Raw genomic sequence first — 23,793 nt, 5'->3', positions numbered from 1 at the left:
ACGGCGGCTGACGCAAAGGTCTGCCAGGCGCATCCCCTCGGAGAAGGAGCCCCGAAACGATGACAACCAACGCCGCGCCGAACCAGCCGCTGCCCGATCCGTTCTCCCCGGTGATGCTGGGGCCGGTGCAGTTGCGGAATCGCATCATCAAGGCGGCCACCTCGGAAGGACGGTCACCGGATGGGTTGGTGACCGACGACCTGATCGCATTCCATCGCCGTTTCGCCGACGGCGGGGTCGGAATGACGACCGTCGCCTATTGTTGCGTTTCCCGAGAAGGCGCCAGCGCGCCAGGGCAGATCGTCATGGATCAGCGGGCCGTCCCCGGGTTACGCCAGTTGGCCGACAACGTTCACGATGCCGGCGCCGCGATCTCAGCGCAGCTTGGGCATGCCGGCGTGGTGGCGTCAAAATCGATAACCGGCGTACGCGCGGTAGCGCCGAGCAGGTTCGTCAATCCGTCATCGTTGCAGTACTGCCGGAAAATCAGGCCCCGCGAGATCACGCAGGTCATCGACCAGTTCGGATCCGCAGCCGAAGTCGCGATAGCGGCGGGCTTCGACGCGATCGAACTGCATTTCGGCCACCTGTACCTGCCGAGCTCGTTCCTGAGCCCGCTGCTCAACCGGCGCAAGGACGAATACGGCGGTGGCATCGACAACCGTTCTCGATTCGTCCGTGAGATCGCCCAACGGGTCCGAGAGGTGGTCGGCGACCGGATCGCGGTGATCGCCAAACTCAGCATGGACGACGGCATTCGTGGAAGCATCTGGTTGGACGAATCACTGCGCACCGCCCAACTACTCGACCAAGACCGCAATCTAGACGCCATCGAGCTCACCCAGGGTTCATCGGTGTACAAGCCGATGTACCTGTTCCGCGGAGACGTCCCCGTCGCGGAATTCGCCGCGGCGATGAATCAGCCTGCCAGAACCGGCATCCGCCTGCTCGGCAAGAAAGTCATGGGAGACTACCCGTACCGCGACTTGTACATGCTTGACTCAGCGCGCCAGTTCATCTCGGTCGCCAAAAACACCCGGCTGATCCTGCTGGGGGGCATCAGCGCCCGTGAGCACATGGTCACCGGCCTACAGGAGGGATTCGACTTCCTCGCCATGGGCCGAGCGCTGCTACGCGAACCAGACCTGCTGAATCGGATGATGAACGATCCCACGGTCCGAAGCCGCTGCAATCACAACAACAAATGCATGGTCACCGTGTTCGGCCGCACGCACTGCGTACTGGACCCTGCAGAGCGGTACGGGGCAGTCCCTGACCCACAACCCGCCACCCCGCCGACCGTCCAGTAGCCCGCGTTCCAACGGCCCGACGACCGCCAGACCCGCTCTGCTCTCGACGCTCACACCAACTCAGCCGCTGAATAGTGAGCCGAGGTCGGCCCACGCCGTGGCCGGGCTCAGATCGGTCAACTGTGACATGTGCTCACTCCCAGGTGGCCAGCGAACCCAGTTCGGTCGGGAATCCGCCGTTGGCGGTCATGACCGACGTTGCCAGGTCGTCGCGGGCGTTGAGTCCCCGCCGCGCGAACAGCATCAGCAGGCACGATGCCTCGGTTATGAATTGCCTTGCAGCGCATTATCTTAGTCGATATCTGAACCCCTCCGATGCGTCAGGCTGTTATTTACCAAGACGGACACGGCATACGGTAATGAAGGCGTGCTAGGTGAACCGGGGGCTCAGTTCCACTGAACGGGAGACTGATACGCCGGGTATCCAGCGCCTCACGGTGCCGAACAGGTCACCATTGCACTGCCCCCGTCCGGTCGAGCTTCAGATGCTGCGGTGAATCTTCACAGCGCGCTCAAATACGCAGCGGTAGCCTTGATTTCATTCATGTAGTGTTCGCGCCCGGCCGCGCTCACCGCTGCGCTCAGCGGACCGAGTTGCAGCTCGTAGGTAGCATGCCCCTGCTCGTCGAATACCGGTACGGCGAGGTAACTAACCGAGAGATCCCCGGACGTTGCGAGCTGGGTAGCAGTGTACGGATGACCGCTCAAGCTGAACAGCATCTCGAACACGCGTTGGCGAAGGGTTGCCCGGCGAGGGTGCTCGGCGAGGAGCTCAGCCACTTCGGCCAGCGTATTGAGCGCCTGCGGGTCGGAGTTCCCCATGCCGAATACCGCCACTCCGCTCTGTCGTACCTGCGACAGCAGGTCGGCAAGTCCCGAGCGGTTCGCCCCGGCCGACTGCAGCCAGTCACGCTGAGTCCCTGAGTCCCGGTGCGCCACTACAGTCGCTCCGACAGGCGCCATCAGCGGAAGCCGGACACCTACACCGACACCGGCCGGAAACCGCTCTCGCGCGGCGGCGACGCTGAGGAAGGTCAGGTCGGTCGCACCGGCGAACGCCAGCGTTGCACCGCAGTTCGCCCGTCGCGCCAACTCCTCGACGGCACTGGCGTATTGGCCGCCAAGCGGCAACGCTGCCCGAACCGCTTCGGCAACCCCGATCAGGCCGACCCCCAACGTGTAGCGGCGGTCGGACTGCCGCGAAGCCCAGCCGGCCCTTTCCAACGCCCCCAAAATAGCGGTCGCCGTGGACCGATTGATCTCGAGCCGGGAAACGATCGAAGCTACCGAAATGGGCTCAGACAGCGTCGCGAGCAGTTCCACGACGGCCACCACGCGGTCGGTCGGCGGCGATCCCGCCCGTTCATCGCGGTCCTGAGATCGGGCCCGTGACATCGTGTTTCCCTGCCGATCTGCGGACAACCGTTGACTAACGAAGCACCGCCAGCGTATATCCTCAGCTGACCGTCGGCTAGATCGGATCGAATGCCGACATCAGCCACCGGCCGTTCACCTTCTCGAGGCTGACCCGAACGCTGGAAGCCAGGTTGGTCGGAGATTCCGCGCCCACGGTCGTCGTCTGGTTTACGAACACCAAAACGACTGCATGGTTGCTGCCCGCGGACACTGAAGCCGCGGCGGGCACGGTGGCGACCGCTGAGATCTTTTTCTCTTTCGCCCCGGGCATGACAACGTCGTGCGTGAACGAACCGTAGGAGTCCCACAGGGCTCCGGTCATCAGATCGCGGGCGGCGTCAAGCTCTTGCTCGACCGTATCGGGTCGGTAGGTGAGCATCTTTATGGTTCCCTGGCTGGCAGCTTGCACTGACTCAACCCGGGAGACCTCCGCACTCCGTGCGCTGGCATCACGAAACTTCAGAAATCCACTGCCCATCGCCAGCAGCAGGGCCACACCGGGTAACAGGCCATATACCAACACCCGGATCCAGGAGCTGGGCCGCCGGCTCGACTGGTTCAGGTCCTTTTCGCTCACGGCACGAACCCCACATTCGACACCTTCAGTGCGCCGTCCACCTTCTGGACCTCGATCCGCATCCGCCAGTTCCGAGGTTGCTGTTCAGCAGCCCCGGCATTCGAGGTCTGTACCGAAACCGCCACCAGGGCCTGCGCCGAGGCACCGGCCACCGACTCCAAACCGGCCTCGGTGATCGTGCCTACTGTCTTTGACTGAGCCTGCTTGACGACCTGGATGAATGCCGGTGCCCGCTGCTGGAAGTCCTCGTAGAAAATGCCCGTGGCCGAACCCAGGATGCGCTGGATGTCAGCTTCGACGTCGGCGTGGTCAATCGTGGTCAGGTTCAATGCTCCCTGCCGTGCTACCTGCAAATAGAGTTTCTCCTGCTGCTCAGACTGGCCGGACTCGTAGGCACCGAACCCGAACACCCCGGCAAGCCCGGCCAATATCAGGACCACCACCACACCGAGCGCCATTGCCGACCGGGTCTCCGGCCCCGGTTCGTCTCCACCCACCTCGTCATCGACGTGGTCGGCCCCAGCAACCGCTTCGGTGGCGGCTTGATCGTCGACCTCAGGCACGTCGCCCGCCTCCCCGCTGTGTTCAGGTGCTACGGCGGTGTCACCGTCGGACGGGGGAGGGGTTTTCAGTTCCCCGCGGGGGGCATCATCATGGTCTGCCATGTCGGCTCCTGCAAGGTGGACTGGGCTAGGTCGGACTGGGTGTACACGTGTCCGTCGGGACCGATATAGGTTCCGGTGGTGGGGTCATATGCGGTGGCTGCAATCGGCGACCCTGGCCCGGCCGGCGGAGAATCCGGTCGCAACTGCGGGATGTCCTGGCCAGTGTAGGTAGCGTTCGGATCACCCTTCCAGTTAAAGCCCTCATTGAGCGGAACGTACTCCTCGTCGCTTTCACACATTGCCGCGGTCGGAGCACGCTTGCCCGGCTTCGTCGCGCACGGGATGTTGCGTGCACCCCGCACGTACCACGGCGAATCCTGGGGTATCCGGCAGTATAAGTCGCCGTCCGGCCGGTCCGGGTAGTCCTCGAAATTCGCCGACCGCATCTGACGGGCCGGCAGGTAGCCGGTCGTGCAGGGCGGCGGCAGGCCAAAGTTGATGTTGAAGTCCAGGAAGCCGCTACCGTGGACAAGGCCCTTGACGTTGCGGTTCGCCACCGAGATCGCCTGCATCATGGCAGCCCCCTGCGGCAGGAGCACGAGTAGCTGTTCGATGCCGTCGTGGTAGGCGACGGCCACCGGCGCGACACTGGCGAGATTGGCCAACACGATCGGTAGCGTCGGTTTCAGCCGTTCAATCAGGTTCCGTGCCTCATCTGCTGCTGGGCCGCCCTGCTCCAAGACACCGACTGCGGCGTGGTCTTCGGTCCGTACCTGGTCGGTGATTGCGCGTAGGTGAGCGGCCCAGGCCTGGATCGCATCCGCAGTATCAATCTGGGTATCCATTATCGGCGCAGACTGGTCGATCAGCGCGGTCAACGAATCGAGGTTCTTGCGGGCATCAATGGCAAGCTTGGTGGAACCTCGGACCATGCGGGAGATCTCCGGGCCAAGACCACCGACGGCAGTGTAGCTCTCGTCGATGACCGTTTTGACATTGTCGTGTGGAATCGCCTGCAGGCCACGGTTTGTGGCATCCAGCAGTTCGGTGATGTCAGGGGGCACCGAGGTACGGCTCCGCGGTATGACGTCACCGCCTCGCAGTGGCCTCGCCTCCGCGGTACGCGGCAACAGGGTCACGAACTGCTCCCCGATCGGTGTCTGGCTATGCACCTGGGCATCCAGATCTGACGGAATGGCCAAATCCGACCGCAACGACAGCACAGCCTCCACGCCGGTATCGGTCACGTGGACTCCCTTGACACGGCCCACCTCAACGCCCCGGAAGGTAACGTTTCCGTTGTGGTAGAGCCCACCGGCTTGGGGCAGTTCCATCCGCACGGTGTAATACCCGACCCCGAACAGCACCCTCGGCAGCTGCATGTAGGCGAAGACCATGACTCCACCGGCGACCAGGGTGATGACCGTGAAAATAATCAGTTGGATCTTGATCCGTCTGCTCAACACCATGGCTATGACCCTTGGTCCAAGTGGTACGGAACGGTCAGTGGGTTTGTGGCGGTGTAGGGGCTGGGTAGTTGTCCGATCGTGCGGCCCCACTGCATCTCGAGTTGGGTGAGGTTGCCTTCGTAGCGGGTGCCCGTGAAAAATGACGAGTCGAGGCGGCTCAGCGTCAAGTCGATGACCGCCGTCAGGTTGGCGTAATCGCCCCGTACCCAGTTGGTGAGCGTCTCTTTCGACCATGGAAACGTGGCCAACAGGCTCAGCGAGCGGGTCAGCGACGGCCCGGCGTCGCCCAGCGACTCGAAGACGGGGCCCAAATTCCTGAGTTCTTGAACCACGGCATCTTTGGTCTGGTTGACCGATTCCGCAGCCAGGGAGCTGAACTCGCCCACCTGACCTAGTGCGTCACCGAGGGTGACTCGCTGCTCTTTGAGCACCCTCAGCGCATCCGGGATGACCCGCAGCGCCCGATCCATCACGTCCTTCTGATCCGCGAACTGACCGACCAGCTTGTTCAGGCTGTCGGTGGCCGCAATGATATCGGGGGTCTGGTTACTGACCTGACCCATATAGATATCCAGTTGCCGGATAAGGCTTTTCAGGTCTTCCACACGCCCGGCGTTGGCAGTGCTGAACGCCTCGGTGATGTCTTGGAGCTGGCCGACCCCACCGCCGTTGAGCAACAGCGACACCGCCGCCAATGTCTGCTCTGTGGTGGGTTGCTCGCCGGCTCGGGCCAGCGGGATCAGGGCGCCATCGTGCAGCCTACCTTCAGACGGCACATCTTTGGGGGACACCAATTCGATGTGCAGGGATCCCAGCAGGCTGGTCTGACCCACTTTGACGATCACGTTGGCCGGTAGTTCGACGTCCCCGTCGAGCCGTATGGTCAGCAGCGCATGCCAACCCTGGCGTTCGATCTTGGTGACGTTGCCGACCGTCACATCGCCGATCCGGACACGGGAGTTCTGTTGGATGTTCGTCACATCATGTAGCTGCGCCTGAATGGTATACGCGCCGGGACCACGACCGGCAGTACCCGGCAACGGCAGCGAGTTCAATCCGTGCCAATCACCACAACCGGGCAGCGCGGCAACGGCGAGTGCCACCACCGCGCCGGCAGCGCTGCGGCGCAACGTCCACGTCACGATCCCCCCCCTGGCGGCAGCATCATTCCCGGCAACCCGGTCGCGGGATTGGCCGGAACCGAGACGGGCGCGGGATGCCCGGCCGGATTGGGTGTATCGACAGGTGGTTGCGCTTGCGGCGGAATGTAATCCGGGCGCATCCAGTTTTCGCTGTAGTCGATCTCGTTGGGGCGAGCCATCGCGCCGACGAAGAGGTTCTCTCCGATCGGGGCGAAGTTCCAGGCCCGGTTCTTGGCGATGGGCGCCATGTACTGCACGCACAGTTTCGCCGCTTGGTCGGCGCCGAGCCTTGACGCCGCTTGGATCGCACCGCAGATGAAGCCGACCGGGTCCGCGAAGTTGTTGATGACCAGCTGACCGGTCAGCGCGTTCTGAGCGGGCTGGTAGATGTTCGAGAAGTTGGCGAATGCGTTAGGCGCAATATGCAGTAACTGCTTGATTTCCGGAACACTGTCGTTGGCGGCCTGGCTGATTGTGGACAGCCGGTCCACCCCCGTGCCCAACGCCTCCCGATTGTCCTCGATGAAGCCGCGTACGTCGCCGATCGCGGTGTGCAGATCCCGGAGCGCGTTGCCGACCTCGTTGGGGTCGTTGGCCAGTACTGCAGTGGCCGCTGCGAGGTTGCGGTTCAGCTGTCGCATCGAGCCGGTGCTGGTTTGTAGCGCCGACACCAAAGTCGACACGTTTCGTACCGATGTGAAGATGTCGTCGCTATGGTCTCCCAGGGTGGAAAACGCCTGGGAAAGCTCGATAACAGCATCACGGATATTCACACCCTGGCCGCGCAGGTTGTCCGCTGCGGTATTGGTGAACTCGCCCAGCGTGCTGACGCCGCCCGGACGGGTCGGCTGCAGCATCTCGGTGAGCTTCTGCAGCTGGTCGCGCAAGTCGTCGTATTCGACCGGCACTGCGGTGCGATTCTCGGGGATCACCGCGCCGTCCGGCAAGGTCGGGCCACCGGTGTAGGCCGGTGTCAGTTGGATGGTGCGCGGTGTCACCAGAGATGGCGACAAGACCGCAGCGCTCGCGTCGGCGGGCACCTTGTACTTGTCGTCGAACCAGAACGAGATCTTGACCCGGGTGGGTTGTGCCTCGATCTTGTCAATCTTGCCGACCGTCACGCCCAGGATGCGGACATCGTCGCCGACGAAGATCCCGTTGCTGTTCTCGAAGTAGCCCACGACGTTGACGCGGTTGGCTTCCTCGATGCTGCGTACCGCCACCAGCAGGCCGGTGATCAAGCACAGCGCAGTGACGGCGGCCAGTCCGATTCTGGCGTTACGGCGCGTCATCGATGTCCACCGTTCGACGTCGGCGCTTCACCCGGGGCCGGCACGTACGCCGGCGCCGGAGTCGGCTGTGGTACCGAATCACCGGGCGGCAGGGGCATCGGCAGACCAGGGGGCGGACCACCCGGCGCACCCGGCGGCAACGGCTCTCGGTACGGATAACGCGGATCGCCCGGGTTACCCGTGATCGCATCCGACACCGACATCGGCGGATCGCCGCCGCGGCCGGTGCGCGGAAACGGCATCGGCAGCGGCGGAGTACCCGGCTGACCGGTCGGTGGATCCGTGCGATCAGACGGCAGCAAGGTGTGGGGGTCCAGGCCGAGGTCGCCGAACGCGACATCGATGTAGGGCTGCAGGAACTGGCCGGGGATCAAGTTGACGATATAGGCGTTGAAAAACGGCCCCGCAGATACTGATTCACCAAGCGACAGCGCGTAGGCATTGAGGGGTTTCAGCGCCTTCTGCACGCGTTCCTTGCGATTGTCGACGATCGTCAACACCCCGTTGAGCTTGTCCAATGCGGGCCGGAGTTCGGCGCGGTTCTCGGCGACGAAGGCCGACAGTTGTCGAGAGAGCGCTGAAATATGAGTGGAGATGCGGTCTAGAGCCATGCTCTCGGTTCGCAGTTGGGCCAGCAGTGCGTTGCTGTCCGCGATCAGGCTCACTACCTGTTCGCTTCGCTGCGCGAGGACGGCGGTTGACTTGTTGGCGTTGGCCAGCAGCTTGCGCAGCTCACCATCGCGCTGGTTCAACACCTCCGAGAACCGCGCGACCCCGTTGACCGCTTCTCGCAGATCGGCCGGAGTGTCGTGAAACGTCTGGGCCAGCGTGGATAGCGCGTCAGAGACCTGCCCGGTGTCCAGGCCACTGATGGTAGTGGCCAGATCGCCCAGGGCGTCGGGCAACTGGTAGGGCGATGTGGTGCGCTGCAGCGGTATTGGCTGGCTCAATTCACCATCTCCGCGGGAGGTCACTTCGAGAATCTTCGAGCCCAGCAGGTTCTTGGTCTTGATCGCTGCCTCGGTGTCGGCCCCGAGGTGGACATTTTTCGAGATGGTGAACTTCACCAGTACTTGCGGGCCGTCCAACGCGGTGCTGGAAACCTTCCCGACCTGGTATCCCGACGCGTGTACGGCCGCCCCCGGGACGAGCCCGCCGGCCTCGGCGAAGTATGCCGAATAGCTATTCCCGCCGGCGATGAACGGCAGCTTGTCGTACCCAAGGGCGCCTAATACCGCGCCAGTCGTCACAGCGATACCGACCATTCCGACAGCCAGCGGATTCCGTTCACTGAAGAGCTTCATTTAGGCGCGCACCGCCCGGTGTCCTGGCCGACTACCTTGGCGTACAGCGGTTGACCACCTCTGCCGTTGAGCTTCAGCACGACGTCGCACAAGTAGAAGCTGAAGTACGCCCCGGTGAGCGCCTGGCGGGCAAGCGCCTGATAGGGGATCGGCAACGTGTTGAGGAAGTTGTCGAAGTACTCATGGTCAGCGAGCACGTTCGTGGCTGTGCGGTTCGATTCGTGGACTGTCCTGGCGAACGGCTGACGCGACTGGCTGAGCAGGTCGGCGAACGACCCGGCGGCCGCGTCTCCGCCGGCGACCGCTTTGGCGATGTCAGTCTTGCGATCTGACAATGTCTTCACCAGTTCCGACAGCGAATCGACTGCCTTTTCAAACTGGCCGCTCTGGTCACCCAGCGAACCCAGCGTGGTGCTCAGGTTGGTGATGACTTGGCCGATCAGCTGATCACGGTCGGCAAGAGTGTTTGTTAGCGCGGCGGTCTGGGCGAAGAACGATCCGATGGTCGCTCCCTGCCCCTGCAGCGCGGCGATCAGTTGGCTACTGAGCGCGTTGACTTGCTCCGGGTCAAGCGCGCGAAACAGTGGACGGAATCCGCCGATCAGCGCATCGAGATCCAGGGCAGGTTGAGTGCGGTCGACGGGGATGGTGTCGCCGGGTACGAGTTGCTTGACTTCCCCGGCGCCCTCCTCGAGCGCGAGGTAGCGGTCACCGATCAGGTTGTCGTAGCGGATCGCCGCCCTGGTTCCTGCGGTGAGCATGACCGATGGGTCGGCGGAGAAGTCCACCGCCACAGCGCTGTCCGGCAAGACCGTGATGCGCTTGACCTTGCCGACCTCGACTCCGGCGATGCGGACGAAATCGCCGTCGGCCAGGCCCGTCACGTTGGTGAACAGTGCCTGATACGTATTTTCAGCCCGGAAGCGCAGAGCACCGAAAGTAATGAACAGGAGGGCGATTCCAAGCGCGCAGACGACCATGAAAACGACAAGACGCCACCCGGCGCCTACCAGAGCCTGTTTCATGGTGTGGTTCCTCTGCTGCTCAGCGGTCACTGGCTTGGTCGGAGCGGCGGTGCCGGCTCACTCGGTTGGGACGGCTCATCGGGCCACAGCGGCGTACCGAATATCCCTTCGTAGATCGGTGTTCCAGGTGCGGCTGGATAGGCCGGGGTGCCGTCTGGCGTGTACAGCGGGGCTCCATAGGGTGGCGAGTTGGGCGGTCCGGGAGCCGGCGGCCCCGGATAGCGCACGGTCGGTTCTTCCGGTACTGCGCGGGTGTAGGGGAAGAAATCGACCCAGCCCGGCACGCCCACCCCGGGGTTGGGGCGTACATCGATGCCAGTGCCCCAGCCGGTGTTGGTCACCAGATAGGGCACGGGGAAGTTGTCGTCCACGAGAGGCAACTTCCCGCAACCGGGTTCGCCGCCGGGACCGCCCTTGGCCGCGATGATCGGCAGGTTATCGGGATAACGGTACGGGTCCTTCCCGAACAGAAGGCCGTCGTCCAATACCGCTGACCTGCCGTTTCCTCCAGCCATGTAGTAGCCGGAACGCTCGACATAGAACTGTGCGCCGACGAGCGTACATGTGTAGACCGGGTTGTATTTCATCAGCAGATCGGTCGTCGGTTTCAGGGCATTGACTGCCCGAACAAGGTTGTCCTGGTTCGGTTCGAGCAAGCTGACCCCGCTGCTAGAGAGCCCGATTATGCTGAGCAGTAACGTATTCAGTTCGCCGGCGTGATCGATCACTGTGGCGCTTGTCGTGCTGGCCGCGTCCATGATCGACGTGATGTCCGCTGCAGCGGAGCTGTAGGTGTCACTGAACTCCTTCAGCGCGCGCCAGTCCCGGCCGATGGTCGGATGCCGCGTATTCAGCGCCACCAGAACCTCGTTGGTGGCGGTGGTCGCTTCGCCGATTCGGCTCCCCTGTCCGCGCACACCATCAGCCACTGCGGTTAATACGGCATTCAACTTGGCCGGGTCGATCTGATGCAGCACATCCATCAGGTTCTGGAAGACGTTGTCCACCTCGGTCGCCACATCACGGGTGGGCACCATCGCGCCCGCGGCCAGCCGCTTCGGGCTGGGCGAATCAGGGTAGACGAGATCGACGTACTTGGCCCCGAACGCGGTGGTGGCCCGAATCCGCGCTTCCACATTGGCCGGGATTTGCTTGAGTTGGTCGCGGTTGAGGTGCAGTTTCAGGGTCACCGATTCTTTCCCGACGCTGACTGACTCGACCCGTCCGACCTGGACGCCGCGCAATTTGACCTTCCCGCCGGGTTCCATCACCAGTCCGGCCCGGTCGGCACTCACCGTCACTGGAATGGTGCTCGTGAAGGACCGGGAGAACAGGGCCATCGACATATACAGCCCGATGATGACGACGACGATCAGGCCCGACGTCCACCACCCTGGGTGGGTTACCCGTATGCCAGTTTCGTCTAACATGTCGCTAACCCGACAGATTGAAGTTGCCGGATTGGCCGTAGATGGCCAAGGTGCCTAACACAGTCACCGATACCACCACGATCAGCGAGGCGCGCACCGAACGCCCTACTGCTTCACCGACTCCGGCCGGACCGCCACGAGCCGTAAAGCCATAGTAGGTGTGAATCAACATCACGACGATCGCCGCCATGATCGCCTCGAGGAACGACCAGATCAGATCCGTGGGGTTCAAAAACGTATTGAAGTAGTGGTCATACACCCCGCTGGCCTGCCCGTAGTACACCGTGGTTCCCACCCGAGTAGCCCAAAACGATGCCAACACCGCGACGCAATAGAGGGGTATTACGACGATGACACCGGCCACCAACCGAGTGGAGGCGAGGTAGGCGATCGAGCGGATGCCCATCACCTCCAACGCGTCGATCTCTTCGGCGATTCGCATCGCGCCAAGCTGCGCGGTCGCGCCTGCCCCGATGGTGGCTGCTAACCCGACGCCGGCCACCAAAGGCGCGATCAGCCTCGTATTGAGAAACGCTGAGGTGAACCCCGCGAGCGCCTCCACGCCGACATCGGCCAACTGGTCATAGCCCTGCACCGCCAACAGTGCACCCCCGGACAGCGTCAACAGACTCACGATCGAGATCGTGCCGCCGATCATGAGCAGCGCTCCGGCACCGAGGCCCATCTGCGCGATCTGTCGAACAATCTCGGTTCTGTAGTGCGCGAACGCCTCACCGACCGATGTCACGGTCTTGCTGTAGAAATACGCCTGGGCGCCGAGCCGGTTCCATCCGTCGACCGATCGACGAAAGCTGCGGTAGAGCCGCGGGTAGAGCGGGCTCACGACACTGGCGCTCATCCTTTGACCTTGACCCCGACGGCGGTCGCGATCACATCGATGACAAACAGCGCGACGAATGAGAACACGACGGTTTCGTTGACGGCGTTGCCGACTCCAGCCGGCCCCCCACCGACCGAAATCCCCTTGTAGCAAGCAATCAGGCCGGCTGCCAGCCCGAACAACGTCGCCTTCACCAGGGAGATCACCACATCAACTGTCCCGGTCAGCAAGGTCAGCCCAGCAACGAAGGCTCCCGGCGTCACATGCTGAAAGAACACCGAGAACACGAAGCCGCCGACGAGGCCGACCATGGTCACAAGTGAGGACAGTGCCAGTGCGACAACCGTTGCCGCGATGACGCGCGGTACCACAAGCGCCTGAATCGGCTGGATTCCCATTACCCGCAGGGCGTCGAGCTCTTCGCGGATGGTGCGGGCACCGAGGTCTGCACACATCGCGGTGGCAGCCGCACCGGAGATCACCAACACAGTCGCCATCGGGCCGATCTGGGTGACGGCGCCCACGGCGGCGCCGGTACCGGAAAAGTCAGCCGCGCCGAGTTCGATCAGCAGGATGTTGATGATAAAGGTGGTGATGACGGTGAACGGGACCGCCAACAGCAGTGTCGGAACGATCGAAACCCGAGCGACGAACCAGGTCTGCAGCACCAACTCCCGCCAGGCAAACGGTCGCCTGAACATCAGGACCAGGGTGTCGAGCGCCATCGCGAAAAACCCCCCGAGGGCGCGGATCGGCTGAGAAGCAACACCGGCCCACTGAGGATCGAACCGGGCGGTAATCGCCCGCGGTACTCGACGCGCATTGCGGAGCAACACACCCGCCACTAGGTCTTCCCCTTCCCCCTGCGATTCGAACCCTTGGTTTGACGCGACCGGCATAGGTTATGAGCGCTCAACGCGCTGAGGACGGCCCGTTCCCACTCACCGGGAATACGTTGCCGTCGTCGACCAGTCGCCCGCGACAATGTGGTCGGTTCAAGGCATCGTCGGGCGCCGGCCCGTCACGCCGAAGGAGGAACAATGGCGGCCAGTCCTAGCAGAGCCCGCCTGGCGGTCGCTGTATGTGGGTCACTCGTAATGGTCGCGGCCATGCTGTTCACCGCCGCGGGGGCAACCGCCGACAACCTCCGGCTCAACAAGAGCGTGCTGAACGACATTCTCATTGCACAGGCGAACAACGGCTGCCCGGTGCAGTCCCGGATGGATCCGCGGTTGACCGATGCTGCACGCCGGCACAGCTTCGACGTGCGAGACAACCAGATCGATGGGCACATCGGCTCCGACGGATCGACAACCGCGGACCGGGCTCGCGACAGCGGGTTCATCGGCAGGAGCGCCGAAACGATAGCGATAGCCCCGTCGGTGGCTATCAGCGGGATCGCAATCGTCAACCAGTGGTGGAACGATCCGGAGTCGCGCGCCATCATGCAGGACTGCAGCAACACCGCCATCGGCGTCTGGTCGGAGAATAGCCCCTTCCGCACGGCGTTGGTCGCGGTATACGGCCAACCCGGGATGCCGCAATGATCCGCCCACTGCACGTCTTAGTTGCGCTGTCTACCTTGGGGCTTCAGCTGGTATTGCCAGTAGCACCGGCTCGAGCGCACAGCGTCGAGAACTGCTTGTTCGAGCTGTTCCCCCCGCAGCGCACCACGTTGCCGGGCGGAGCCACCGGTGTCGCCGCGACAGCTCAGGCGACCAAGTGCAAGGGCACGGCCCAACCGGTGAAGGTCACAGTCTGCGTCGCGTCACCTGCGGACCCCCCGGTTTGTGACACGAAGTACGCGTGGGTGCCGGCGAAGGCCTTCCTCGGTTCGACGCAACCGGGTGTGAAACTCACCGTAACCGGCAGCGGTTGTTCCATCAGCCCCTCCAACGATTCCGATTCGGACGCCAGCCAGGGCAGCTGTCAGTCACTCGGACCACTGGAGACCACAACATGAGCGGCCGCAAGAAACCGTGGGCCGGACCGGCATTTACTGTGGCGGGCATGCTGAGCTTCTCGGTAATCGATGCTCCAGCTGCCCGGGCCTGGGACGAGACCGCGTATCTGTTGAACGTGTTCATGCGGCCCGGCTACAACTTTGGCAATGCCGACGAGGCGCTTGGCTACGGATACGGCATCTGCCACAAGATCGAGCAGGGTGGCAGTTACGCCCTGCTCGTCGCCGGGGTCAAGGCCGACTTCCAAACGGTGGACGAGTTCCAGGCGTCTTATCTGATCAGCCAGGCAGCCAACGAGCTGTGTCCGAATCTCATCTGGCAGCTGAGGAATTCGGCCGCCAACTACACGCCGGCGTCGAGTTTGGAGATGTTCCATGGATGAAGAGGATTACGACCTCAGCGATGAGCTTGTATATGCGAACAACTGGTGGGCCTGGATACTGAAGGGCGTCTATCCGCCACCGGGGTTCCCGCAGGTCTGAGCTCGAGGAGACTAGCCGCGGATGGTGCTGACGATGTCCTCGGACATCACCGACAGTTGCGGGGCCCATGACGACCAGCCGTGGTCGCCGCTGACCGGGAAATCGAAGTGACCGAATTGGCCACCGACAGCCCGGTACTGCGTGGAGAACATCCGGTTGGTGGCCTGGATCTGATCGGGGTAGCCGAGCATGGCGGCCGGGTTTTCGGCAGTCAGTGTTGCTGGGCTGAAAACCCATATCCGGGTGGTGTTGTCGGCGAGTCGAGACGCATGATGCCAGGGGTCATGCCACTTCCACCGGCCGGCTTGGAGCGGCCCCCACATCTCGTAGGCGTCGGCGCCGCCGAACTGTTGCAGACCGGTGATGAGCGCACCGCTCATCGTGGTTTCCGAGGGATAGAGCAATCCGGACATGGAACCCGCGTAACGGAAGCGGCCGGGATGGAACTCTGCCAGCGTCATCGCCGCGTATCCGCCCTGTGCGGCGCCCACGACGGCGTGACCGCCCGGCGCGAGGCCCTTGTTGGCCGCCAGCCAGTCCGGCAATTCGCTGGTCAGAAACGTCTCCCACTGTCTGCTGCGGTCGCGTTCCCAGTCGGTGTACATGCTGTAGGCGCCACCAGCCGGCGCAACCACCGAAATCCCCTTGCCCGCCAGGGTATTCATAGCATTTCCGGCAGTCACCCAATTGCTGACGTCGGGGGCGGCGTCAAAAGCATCAAGCAGATACACCGCGTGCGGTCCGCCGGCCAGGAACGCGACCGGGATATCGCGGCCCATTGCCGGCGACGGCACCATCAGGGATTCGTATGCCGCCGCCCGAGCCACGCCGGAGGATCCCACGGTTGCGCCGCTGCCCCACAGTCCCAGCGCCAAGACCGCGGCGCACACCATCCGCAGGATAATCGATAGAGCCCTCATGCACACCTCACCGAATAGGTTGTGTTCGTTCTGTTCTAGGCTGCCGCCCGGCGACCGGCTCGTCGCCCGTAGAAGCTTCCGTCACCCAGGGAAACACCGCTGGCATATCCCCAGGCGGCCAGTCCGGACGTCGCCCGTCCCGCGGCGAACAGCCCCGGGATCGGTTCGCCGCTGACGTGCAGCACCTGGCTGTGCAGAGTGGTGGACAGGCCGCCGAGAGTGAAACCTCCAGTGCTGCCGCGTAGGTCGATGGCACCGACCGGGGTTCCGATCGGCTTGAGCCACTGCGCTTTCTTGTGCAACACCGGATCTCCACCGGCCTCCGCCGCCTGGTTGTAGGCGGCGACGGTGGCTTGCAGCGTGCCGATCGGCAATCCGATCTCCTGCTCCAGATCGGCCACACTCTCACAGACCCACGTCGGTGGACGCAACAACTCTGGAGTCGCTGATCGGGCCGCCATCGCCTGTTCGTGGGCGTCGGCGTCAATCACCAGATAGGCCTTGTCGTCTTGGTGATACAAGGTGAGCTGCCCGATTCGGCCCGGGTAGGTGTCTTCGGCAACGTAACGCTGGCCGCGACCATTGATCAGGATGCCGCGCACCAGCAGCTGCGGGTCGACGAAGAAGGCTACTTCGGTGGCGTCCATGTGGGCCAAGTCCGCGCCTACAGCCTGCGCCATCCGGATGGCCACCCCGTCGTGCTCCTCGATGGAGGCGGCTGAGCGTCCGGCCAGGCGAGGAGCATATCGGGTGACCATCGAATCGTTGTATGCAAAGCTTCCGCTTGCCAGCACGACGCCGCGACGGGCCCGCACGGCCACGGTCTTGCCGAATTGTCGCGCCCTTACGCCCACGACGCGTCCGTCGGCGGCAACGATGAGGTTGCGGACCCGCATGTTGTAGGACGCGCGGACGCCGAGCGCAGTCGCGGTGTCCACCAACGGTTTCATCAACATGTAGCCGCCGCCGCGTTCGCCGGTTCGCTTGTTGTCCATCTGTGGCACGTGACCGCGGGGCGCTGGGACGGCGACCTCGTTGAACGGATGGGCGTTTTCACCGCCGGTGTACATCAGGCCGTCATCTGTTGGCGGTTCCCAGCCCGGCTCAGCATAGAAGCTCGGCTTGAAGCGAACCCCGCAACCGACCAGCCACTCGAAGTGCTCGACGCTGCCCGCGCAGTAGTCCGCGATGCGCGTTTCGTCGGCTCCCGGTCCCATCGCCGCGCACAGGTAGGTGGCCATGTTCTCCGCTGAATCTTCGAAGCCGCACACCTCCTGGATCGCGGTCCCGCCGCCGAGATAGATGAATCCGCCGGCCAACGAGGCCGCGCCTCCCCACCCGCCGGTCCGTTCCAGCACCAACACGTCGGCCCCGGCGCGACCGGCCTCCACCGCAGCCGATACACCGGCGATGCCGTAGCCGACGACGACGACGTCAGCGGTCTCGTCCCATCGCACAATGCTGCGTGCCGGCACCGGCCAGACATCGGTCATCTCGGTCGTGTTCACATCGCCGCCAGCGGTTGGCTGCCGGACCAGTCATGTCCCCAGTAGCTGTCCGCGGTGATCTCCTCCGCGGTATAGACGGATTCGTCGACCTTCATTCCCTCGGTACCGAACTCGATGTCCCAACCGCCGGGCGCCCGCACATAGAAGGAGACCATCTTGTCGTTGGTATGCCTGCCCAGGGTCGAAGACAGCGACAAGCCTGCGTTTTTCACACGATCCAACGCTTGGCCTACAGCGTCGAGCGAGTCGACTTCCACCATGATGTGGATCAGTCCCGGAGCGCCCCCATGCGGTGTGGGGCACAGGGCCAGGCTGTGGTGACGCTGGTTGATCCCGAGGAACCGGATCCGCATTGGGCCCAACTCCGGCGGCGCCGGCAGGCGCATTGCCCCGCGAGGAAGAAAGCCCAGCACCTCGGTGTAGAACGTGAATGCACCGCCCACATCGGTGGTGGGCAGGACCACGTGACCGAGACCTTGACTCCCGGTGATGAACTTCGCGCCATGCGGGGTGATCACCGGGCTGTGGTCCAGTATCGGCCCGCAGAAGGCCTCCAGGGGGGCTCCAGTCGGATCGGTGAAGGAGATCGCATCCTCAACGCGACGCGAGTCGGCGTCTTGCAGGGACAGCGGCGTCACCGCAACTCCGGCGGCTTCCAGACATTCACGCAGCCGCCGCAACGCCGGGCCGTCGCGAACCTCCCAGCCGATATTGACCACTTGGTCGATCTCACCGGGCAGTACCACGATGCGTGCGGCCCGCTCGTCCATTCGCAAGTACAGCGCATCCGGGTTCGGGCCGTGCCCCTCAGCGAACCCGAGTACGTCCAGAGCCAAGCTGCGCCAGCCAACCATATTTGGGGTTCGGATGGTGATGTAGCCCAGGTTCTTGACCTCGCTCATAACTCAGATCATCTTCCGCAGCGGTTCGGCAGGTTCGAGACCCAGAGATGCCAGCGCGGTGCCATGAAACACGGTGCTCGGCACATGGATCGCGTGGTTGAGCCCGGCATGCGCGTCACGCCAGAATCGCTGCAGCGGGCTGTCGAGGCGCAACGCGTTACCTCCGGATCGCGCGAAAATCTGGTCTACCGCCATCACCGCCCGCCACGCGGCGCGTACCTGGGTACGCCGACCGACCGCGCGCCGCTCGAACGACACCTCTTTACCGGAGTCGACGATGTCCCAGATTGCGTCGGCGTTGGCCAGCAGCTCCTGCCGTGCGGCATTGATATCGGCGGCTGCCTCGCTGATCGCATACAGCACGTAAGGGTCATCCTTGATCGCAGTGCCCTGCGCACCGACGCGGTCGCGCTGGTAGTCGAGGTGCGCGGCCAGCGCACCCTCGGCGATACCGATCACCGCCGAAGTAATGCCCAGTGGGAACATGTGCGACCACGGGAGGCGGTACAACGTCTCGCTGACCCCCGCCTCCTTTTGGGTGGTTCCGTCGATCACCTGGTCGCCATTCATCACCCGGTAGGAGGGCACGAAGACATCGCGCACAATGATGTCCTTGGACCCGGTTCCCTTCAATCCGACAACGTTCCACGAGTCTTCGACGATCTGGTAATCGTCGCGCGGCAGGATCATGTGCAGCATGGTCGGCGGGTTCGCGATGCCGCCGTCCGCGTTTCCGAGCATGGCGCCCAGAAAGATCCAGTCGCAATGATCGGTGCCGGAGCTGAATTGCCAGCGACCGTTGAACACGTAGCCGCTATCGGTCGGCACCGCAATACCGGTGGGCGCATACGGCGAAGCCATCCAGGTGTTGTTGTCTTCTCCCAGCACCTCCTCTTGCACCTTGGGATCGGCGAACGCCAACTGCCACGGATGCACCCCAACAACTCCCGAGATCCATCCGGAGGCACCGTCCGATGCGGCAATTGCCATCACCGTCTCGGCGAAGTCGCGGGGGTGCGCCTCGTAGCCGCCGTAGCGTTTCGACTGCAGTAGCTTGATCGGACCGGCTGCTTTCAGCAGCTTCGCGGTCTCATCCGGCAGGCGACCGAGTCGTTCGGCCTCGGCGGCCTGCCCGCGGATCTCGCCTGCGATCCGCATGATATTGTCGAGGACTTGGTTTGCCATGGTCTTCCTTTTCGCGTGCAGGGATCGATTGGGTGAGGAAGCGCTTCAGGCGTTTGCTTCCGCTGCCTTCGTCAGGTTCGCGGCAACCTCGGCCTTCCAGCTCGTGACGGCACGTTCGGTGTCGACCTCGAACTCGAAGCGGTTGACCATGTCTTGGGCTACGTCCTCGACATCGACATAGAACTGCTCGTACCAGCGCCGCAACTGATACACCGGGCCGTCCTCTTCAGTGAGGAGCGGATTGTCGATCCGGGTTTTGTGTTTCCAGATCTCGATGTCCTGCTTGAATCCGAGCTCGACTCCCTCGGCGAACTGCGCTGCCATCTGGCCCGCGGCTTCATCGCTGACGGCCTCGGGCTTCTTGACCATTGCCCCGTACTGCAACACGAATGAGTTCGGGGTCACCGGGTAGTGACAGTTGATCAGCACCGTCTCTACGACGCCGCCGTGGGCCTCGATCCAAAGCTTGTCGATCATGTATGACGGCCCGTAATAGGAGGCGTCCGACCGAAGCGTCGAGTTCGGATCACCGTAGTTGGTCCCCGTCACGATGTCTTCGCGTGCAGTCGATTCCATGTACTGGGTGGCCACGTGGCCTTCGAAGACGTTCTTGAAGTACCGCGGAAACGAATAGTGCACATAGAAGAAGTGCGCCATGTCCACGACGTTGTCGACTATCTCCCGGCAGTTCGCGTTCTCGACCAGCAGGGAGTTCCAGGTCCAGTCGGTCCACTCCGGTGTGCCGTACCCCTCGATGGCCGGGATCGTCACGTCGCCAGTTGGCTTGCTGCCCTGCGGGTCGTGCCAGATGAATAGCTGTCCGTTACGTTCCAGGGTCGGCCACGATTGGGTACGGGCTACCCGCGGAACTCGACGCGCGTACGGGATCTCGGTGCATTTGCCGTCGCCACCCCAGCGCCAATCATGAAAGGGGCAGGCAATGGAATCGCCCTTGATGGTTCCCCTGGTGAGGTTGCCGCCCATGTGCCGGCAGTACCCGTCGAGCACGTGGAGTTCGCCGTCGGACTGGGACGCGAAGACGACCAGGGTGGCCCCGAACGCATCGACCCGGTGCGGCTTGCCGTCCCGGAAGGCATTCGCCAAGCCGAGACAGTGCCAGCCCCTAGCGAATCGAGTCAGCGCATTATCCGCCTCAATACCTCTGAATGTTGTTGAGTCATCACGTGACTCATCGATCGAGTTCATCGCAAACTTTCCATCCGTGACCTCTGACGTTGGTGATGTCCACTAGGGTGCCCCCGTTGGGTCCGGGGTGTCGATGGCTGCTCCCGGTCAGTGGGAGCAGCGACACACTCCTGGACAGGGCGGCAGTCATACTGTTCCCGTGCGGGTACCGGCTCCGAGGGGCGAACGCGCCCCGGGGCCTGTCGTCGATCACGCGGATTATTGCTGCTGTCAGGCGTATTGAAGAGCGTCCCGCAGAGTCTTGCACTCTGCCCGCGGCGCCAGCGGTTGGGCCTGCCCGCCGTAGACCGACTGCCGTTGCAGCGTCGGGCGGACACCACTGTCGTCCAAGTTGTGCCAGATACGTACGGCCGTCATCCGCACCGGCGTCGCCAGCCGATGGTCGAACCGGATCCGATCCACCGGGCCGCAGACTGACACCGCCGCGACGGTCTTCTGCGTGTCGCCGATCGGGACTGCGACACAACCGAATCCAGGCACCGATTCCTCACGTTCAAACGCGTACCCGCGGGCACGCACCTTGGTCAGCTCATCGCAAAGCTGGGTCCTGGTAGAGATGGAATAGTTGGTCTGCCGCCTCAGCAGGTCGGTGCCGAAGTCGGCGAGACCACTCTGGCCGGCGTTGGCCAGCAGGGCTTTACCTACAGCGGTGCAGTGCGCCGGACGGCGACCGCCGATCCGGCTCGGCAGCACTGCGGCCAGCCGATCCCCAACCTTGTCGAGGTACACGACGTCGACGCCATCGAGAATCGCCAAATGCACGACCAGGCCGGTAACCCGGTGCAGATCCCATAGGAACGGAGCCGCTACGCGGCGTACCTGGTCCTGATGGACCGCAAGATGGCCGAGTTCGATCAAGCGCATCCCAAGTTCGTAGTGCCGACCGCGACGGCCCAGGAAGCGCAGCTGCACCAACCGCTCAAGCATTCGATGCGCGGAGGAGCGCGGCAGATTCGTGTGACTGACGATCTGGGCCAGCGTCAGACAACCCCGTTCGTCGAACGCGTCGAGTATGAGTGCCACGCGATCGATCATCGCGCTGGGCGTACCAGCGTCCGCCTGGGTCGACATCGCCCCTCCATCGTCCTAACCGAGCTATTCCAGTTTGCAATATTCCTACTTATAGCATCCCGCCGTGAGGATTGTCACGGTAATCAGGAGACGTGGTGCCGGCCCTATGGACGGCCGGCCGCCGGTTCCGGCCGCGCCTCAGCCGCCAGGAGCGAGGCCAACGCTGCGACCTCTCCCGATCAGCGGGCATACCAGGTGATTCCCATCCCCTGACCCGGTTGACTCCCAAAGAGACGGGAGGCTTCTCCGCAGCGGAGCGTGCCACCATCACGGAAACGGACCCGACGATGACGAAACCCCTCGCCGGAAAAGTCGCTCTCACCACCGACGCCGGGGGCGGCGTGGGCCTGGGTATTGCGGCCGAGCTGGTCGACAGAGGTGCCCACGTCGCATCGGTCGGCAGGACCGCAGCAACACTCGAGTCAGCCGCTGCGGCAAGCAACAACGCCGGCACGGAGCCCAACGGTCATGCCACGGTTTTCGTCTGCGACGTGAAGGACGCGGCAGCGATCACCGCAACGGTATATGGCGTCGTCGCAACGCTCGAACGGATCGACATCTTGGTCAGGCCGAGGCGTTCGAGAAGGACATCCCACTCCGGCGGGTGGATAGTTTCCGCCACGACATCGGTGCTGCGGTCGCGCCTTGACCGGGCCCGACTTCAACTACCTCACCGGTGCGATCATTCCGCTTGACGGAGGCCAAGCAAACGTCACCGACCGCCGCACAAGACTGCCAGAAGAAACCGCCGAATCGTCTTCTGGCAGAAGATCAGCCACCGGCCGACCAGCCGGAACAACGACGCACCGGGTGTTTCGGCCCCTGCGCCGTGCCGAGGCGTCGTCCCATTGAGCGGACCACTTTCCCTGTCAGTGCTCAGAATGACTACGATGAGCCCATGACGGCGCCCCAGCCACCAAATGATGAGCTGCCGAACTTGCGAACAACAAGTTGGACGGTTCTCGGCATGCTGGCCTTCAACGAAGAGCTATCCGGCTACGACATCGATAAGTGGGCGGATTGGACGGTTCGGCATTTCTACTGGAGCCCATCCACTAGTCAGATCTACTCAGAGTTGAAGCGGCTTGAGTCGTTGGGCTACGTCGTGTCGCGAGTACAACACGATCACGAGGTGCGTGGGCGACGGATCTACCAGATCAGCGAGTTAGGAAGGGACGCGCTGAGCAGGTGGTGCGGAGAGGGAACGGTCGATCCACCTATGCTCAAACACGGTGTCCTGTTGCGGGTTTGGCTGGGACACCTCAGCGATCCCGACCGCCTCAAAAAGATTGTGCAGGAACACATCGCCTATGTCGATCGGATGCGCCAACGCGTGGCACTCGACGAGCAGGGCGCTGCACTGGAGCCGGGCTGGGCATTTTCGAGAGTGGCGATGCGCTGGTCTCAGCGCTATTACGAGGCCGAACGCGAACTCGCACTTCAGTTGATCAAAGATATCGACGAGGCGACCGAAGAGTTCGTGCATGCCCAGCGTGCTGCGGATGGTGAAGTCCCAATGCCTGCGCCTGGGCGGTGGCGTGAAGTTGAAAGATGGGTGCAGTCGCACAATGCCTAGTCAGTAGTGGGCGCTTTCAGGCCGAAGGGGCTTCGGGCTGAAAGTTGATCGCTCCCCACCGCTGCGGCCTTGGATCAACGATCAACCCGATGCTGAATCGGTTGCAGCCCAAAATGATCGCGATCCCGGGCACTCGCTACCATTTACCTGAGTTCGGACATTTGGCCTAGTACCCAGGCTTGATGCCGTGGTCGGTCAAAATCTGGCGCTGCGTGTCGGGAATGGCCGGCGGGAATGTCTGGGCCGCCCCGTTGATGTTGATGGTGGCGCTGCGCAGTGGCCGCAGTAGCTTGACGACCTTGGCGATCGACAGTCCGGTGCGCGACTGGATGGAATGGGCGACGGCCAGGGCGGTAAACACGATCGTCAGGTGCGCCTCGATCGCCGCACGGGTGTGGTGAAACATCGGCCGGCCACGAAGGTCGCTCTTGGACATGCGAAACGACTTCTCCACGTGCCACAGGTCGTGATACTTGGCGATCACCTCGGCGGCGGGCATGACCGTGATCGGCACGTTGGTCACGTAACCCTTGAGGCCGATCAGGGATTGGGCACGGGCGAGATTGGC

23 protein-coding genes are annotated in these 23,793 nt (G+C 63.3%); 5 read left to right on the top strand and 18 right to left on the bottom strand.

Going from position 1 to position 23,793, the window contains the following annotated elements; genetic code table 11:
• Positions 1-59: 59 nt before the first annotated feature.
• Positions 60-1,310 (top strand): NADH:flavin oxidoreductase, encoded by a 1,251-nt coding sequence (locus AC5Y31_RS20715; protein WP_064854467.1) that lies wholly within the window; start codon positions 60-62, stop codon positions 1,308-1,310.
• A gap of 501 nt (positions 1,311-1,811) precedes the next feature.
• Here AC5Y31_RS20715 and AC5Y31_RS20710 read toward each other — a convergent pair.
• The 11 genes from AC5Y31_RS20710 to AC5Y31_RS20660 all read right to left on the bottom strand — a co-directional run bounded on the left by AC5Y31_RS20710 (position 1,812) and on the right by AC5Y31_RS20660 (position 13,136).
• Complete coding sequence (locus AC5Y31_RS20710; protein ID WP_064854465.1) at positions 1,812-2,705, bottom strand: helix-turn-helix domain-containing protein; 894 nt, start codon at positions 2,703-2,705, stop codon at positions 1,812-1,814.
• Between the two features lie 76 nt (positions 2,706-2,781).
• Positions 2,782-3,204 (bottom strand): hypothetical protein, encoded by a 423-nt coding sequence (locus tag AC5Y31_RS20705; RefSeq protein WP_064854507.1) that lies wholly within the window; start codon positions 3,202-3,204, stop codon positions 2,782-2,784.
• Positions 3,205-3,299: 95 nt separating this feature from the next.
• The gene (locus tag AC5Y31_RS20700) at positions 3,300-3,968 is read right to left on the bottom strand and encodes an Rv1363c family protein (RefSeq protein ID WP_064854464.1); all 669 of its coding nucleotides are present in this window, start codon (positions 3,966-3,968) and stop codon (positions 3,300-3,302) included.
• Positions 3,932-5,377: an MCE family protein gene (locus tag AC5Y31_RS20695; RefSeq protein ID WP_064854463.1), complete on the bottom strand. Its 1,446-nt coding sequence runs from the start codon at positions 5,375-5,377 to the stop codon at positions 3,932-3,934. The genes AC5Y31_RS20700 and AC5Y31_RS20695 overlap by 37 nt, the downstream gene beginning before the upstream one ends.
• A 2-nt stretch (positions 5,378-5,379) precedes the next feature.
• Positions 5,380-6,519: an MCE family protein gene (locus AC5Y31_RS20690; RefSeq protein ID WP_064854462.1), complete on the bottom strand. Its 1,140-nt coding sequence runs from the start codon at positions 6,517-6,519 to the stop codon at positions 5,380-5,382.
• On the bottom strand, positions 6,516-7,811 hold the full coding sequence (locus AC5Y31_RS20685; RefSeq protein WP_064854461.1) for an MCE family protein: 1,296 nt from the start codon (positions 7,809-7,811) through the stop codon (positions 6,516-6,518). Before AC5Y31_RS20685 ends, AC5Y31_RS20690 begins: the two co-directional genes overlap by 4 nt.
• Positions 7,808-9,115 carry an MCE family protein gene (locus AC5Y31_RS20680; RefSeq protein WP_499982652.1) on the bottom strand — a complete coding sequence of 436 codons (1,308 nt, stop codon included), beginning with the start codon at positions 9,113-9,115 and terminating at the stop codon, positions 7,808-7,810. Before AC5Y31_RS20680 ends, AC5Y31_RS20685 begins: the two co-directional genes overlap by 4 nt.
• The gene (locus AC5Y31_RS20675) at positions 9,112-10,140 is read right to left on the bottom strand and encodes an MCE family protein (RefSeq protein ID WP_499982651.1); all 1,029 of its coding nucleotides are present in this window, start codon (positions 10,138-10,140) and stop codon (positions 9,112-9,114) included. Before AC5Y31_RS20675 ends, AC5Y31_RS20680 begins: the two co-directional genes overlap by 4 nt.
• 26 nt (positions 10,141-10,166) lie before the next feature.
• On the bottom strand, positions 10,167-11,570 hold the full coding sequence (locus AC5Y31_RS20670; protein ID WP_499982650.1) for an MCE family protein: 1,404 nt from the start codon (positions 11,568-11,570) through the stop codon (positions 10,167-10,169).
• Positions 11,571-11,574: 4 nt separating this feature from the next.
• The gene (locus AC5Y31_RS20665) at positions 11,575-12,429 is read right to left on the bottom strand and encodes an ABC transporter permease (RefSeq protein WP_064854458.1); all 855 of its coding nucleotides are present in this window, start codon (positions 12,427-12,429) and stop codon (positions 11,575-11,577) included.
• Positions 12,426-13,136: an MlaE family ABC transporter permease gene (locus tag AC5Y31_RS20660; RefSeq protein WP_064854457.1), complete on the bottom strand. Its 711-nt coding sequence runs from the start codon at positions 13,134-13,136 to the stop codon at positions 12,426-12,428. Before AC5Y31_RS20660 ends, AC5Y31_RS20665 begins: the two co-directional genes overlap by 4 nt.
• A gap of 384 nt (positions 13,137-13,520) precedes the next feature.
• Here AC5Y31_RS20660 and AC5Y31_RS20655 point away from each other — a divergent pair, with 384 nt between their 5' ends.
• Entirely contained in the window at positions 13,521-13,958 is a 438-nt protein-coding gene (locus tag AC5Y31_RS20655) for a CAP domain-containing protein (RefSeq protein ID WP_234782979.1), read from the top strand.
• A gap of 412 nt (positions 13,959-14,370) precedes the next feature.
• Positions 14,371-14,757, top strand: coding sequence for a DUF732 domain-containing protein (locus AC5Y31_RS20650; protein WP_499982648.1), 387 nt, complete (start codon positions 14,371-14,373; stop codon positions 14,755-14,757).
• A gap of 111 nt (positions 14,758-14,868) precedes the next feature.
• On the opposite strand, the gene AC5Y31_RS20645 is transcribed toward AC5Y31_RS20650, so the two are convergent.
• The 6 genes from AC5Y31_RS20645 to AC5Y31_RS20620 all read right to left on the bottom strand — a co-directional run bounded on the left by AC5Y31_RS20645 (position 14,869) and on the right by AC5Y31_RS20620 (position 21,649).
• Positions 14,869-15,777, bottom strand: a complete 909-nt coding sequence (locus AC5Y31_RS20645; protein WP_499982647.1) for an alpha/beta hydrolase-fold protein — start codon at positions 15,775-15,777, stop codon at positions 14,869-14,871.
• Between the two features lie 35 nt (positions 15,778-15,812).
• Positions 15,813-17,270: an FAD-dependent oxidoreductase gene (locus tag AC5Y31_RS20640; protein ID WP_499982685.1), complete on the bottom strand. Its 1,458-nt coding sequence runs from the start codon at positions 17,268-17,270 to the stop codon at positions 15,813-15,815.
• Positions 17,271-17,281: 11 nt separating this feature from the next.
• Positions 17,282-18,187, bottom strand: a complete 906-nt coding sequence (locus AC5Y31_RS20635) for a VOC family protein (RefSeq protein WP_499982645.1) — start codon at positions 18,185-18,187, stop codon at positions 17,282-17,284.
• A 3-nt stretch (positions 18,188-18,190) separates the two neighbouring features.
• Entirely contained in the window at positions 18,191-19,372 is a 1,182-nt protein-coding gene (locus tag AC5Y31_RS20630) for an acyl-CoA dehydrogenase family protein (RefSeq protein ID WP_499982643.1), read from the bottom strand.
• A gap of 45 nt (positions 19,373-19,417) precedes the next feature.
• Positions 19,418-20,578, bottom strand: a complete 1,161-nt coding sequence (locus AC5Y31_RS20625) for a 3-ketosteroid-9-alpha-monooxygenase, oxygenase component (protein WP_499982641.1) — start codon at positions 20,576-20,578, stop codon at positions 19,418-19,420.
• A gap of 210 nt (positions 20,579-20,788) precedes the next feature.
• The gene (locus AC5Y31_RS20620) at positions 20,789-21,649 is read right to left on the bottom strand and encodes an IclR family transcriptional regulator (RefSeq protein ID WP_499982640.1); all 861 of its coding nucleotides are present in this window, start codon (positions 21,647-21,649) and stop codon (positions 20,789-20,791) included.
• Between the two features lie 287 nt (positions 21,650-21,936).
• On the opposite strand from AC5Y31_RS20620, the gene AC5Y31_RS20615 reads away from it, so the two are divergent.
• Both AC5Y31_RS20615 and AC5Y31_RS20610 read left to right on the top strand, forming a co-directional pair.
• Positions 21,937-22,344, top strand: a complete 408-nt coding sequence (locus tag AC5Y31_RS20615; RefSeq protein WP_499982638.1) for an SDR family NAD(P)-dependent oxidoreductase — start codon at positions 21,937-21,939, stop codon at positions 22,342-22,344.
• A 203-nt stretch (positions 22,345-22,547) separates the two neighbouring features.
• Entirely contained in the window at positions 22,548-23,225 is a 678-nt protein-coding gene (locus AC5Y31_RS20610) for a PadR family transcriptional regulator (RefSeq protein ID WP_064854450.1), read from the top strand.
• Between the two features lie 166 nt (positions 23,226-23,391).
• Here the strand turns inward: AC5Y31_RS20610 and AC5Y31_RS20605 are convergent.
• A partial coding sequence (locus tag AC5Y31_RS20605) for an IS1634 family transposase (RefSeq protein WP_499982637.1) occupies positions 23,392-23,793 on the bottom strand: 402 nt, incomplete at its 5' end.

This window comes from Mycobacterium sp. NGS18, from assembly GCF_059813185.1.
Note: the sequence above shows the minus strand (reverse complement) of the source record. Positions and strands in the feature narration are given on the sequence as shown.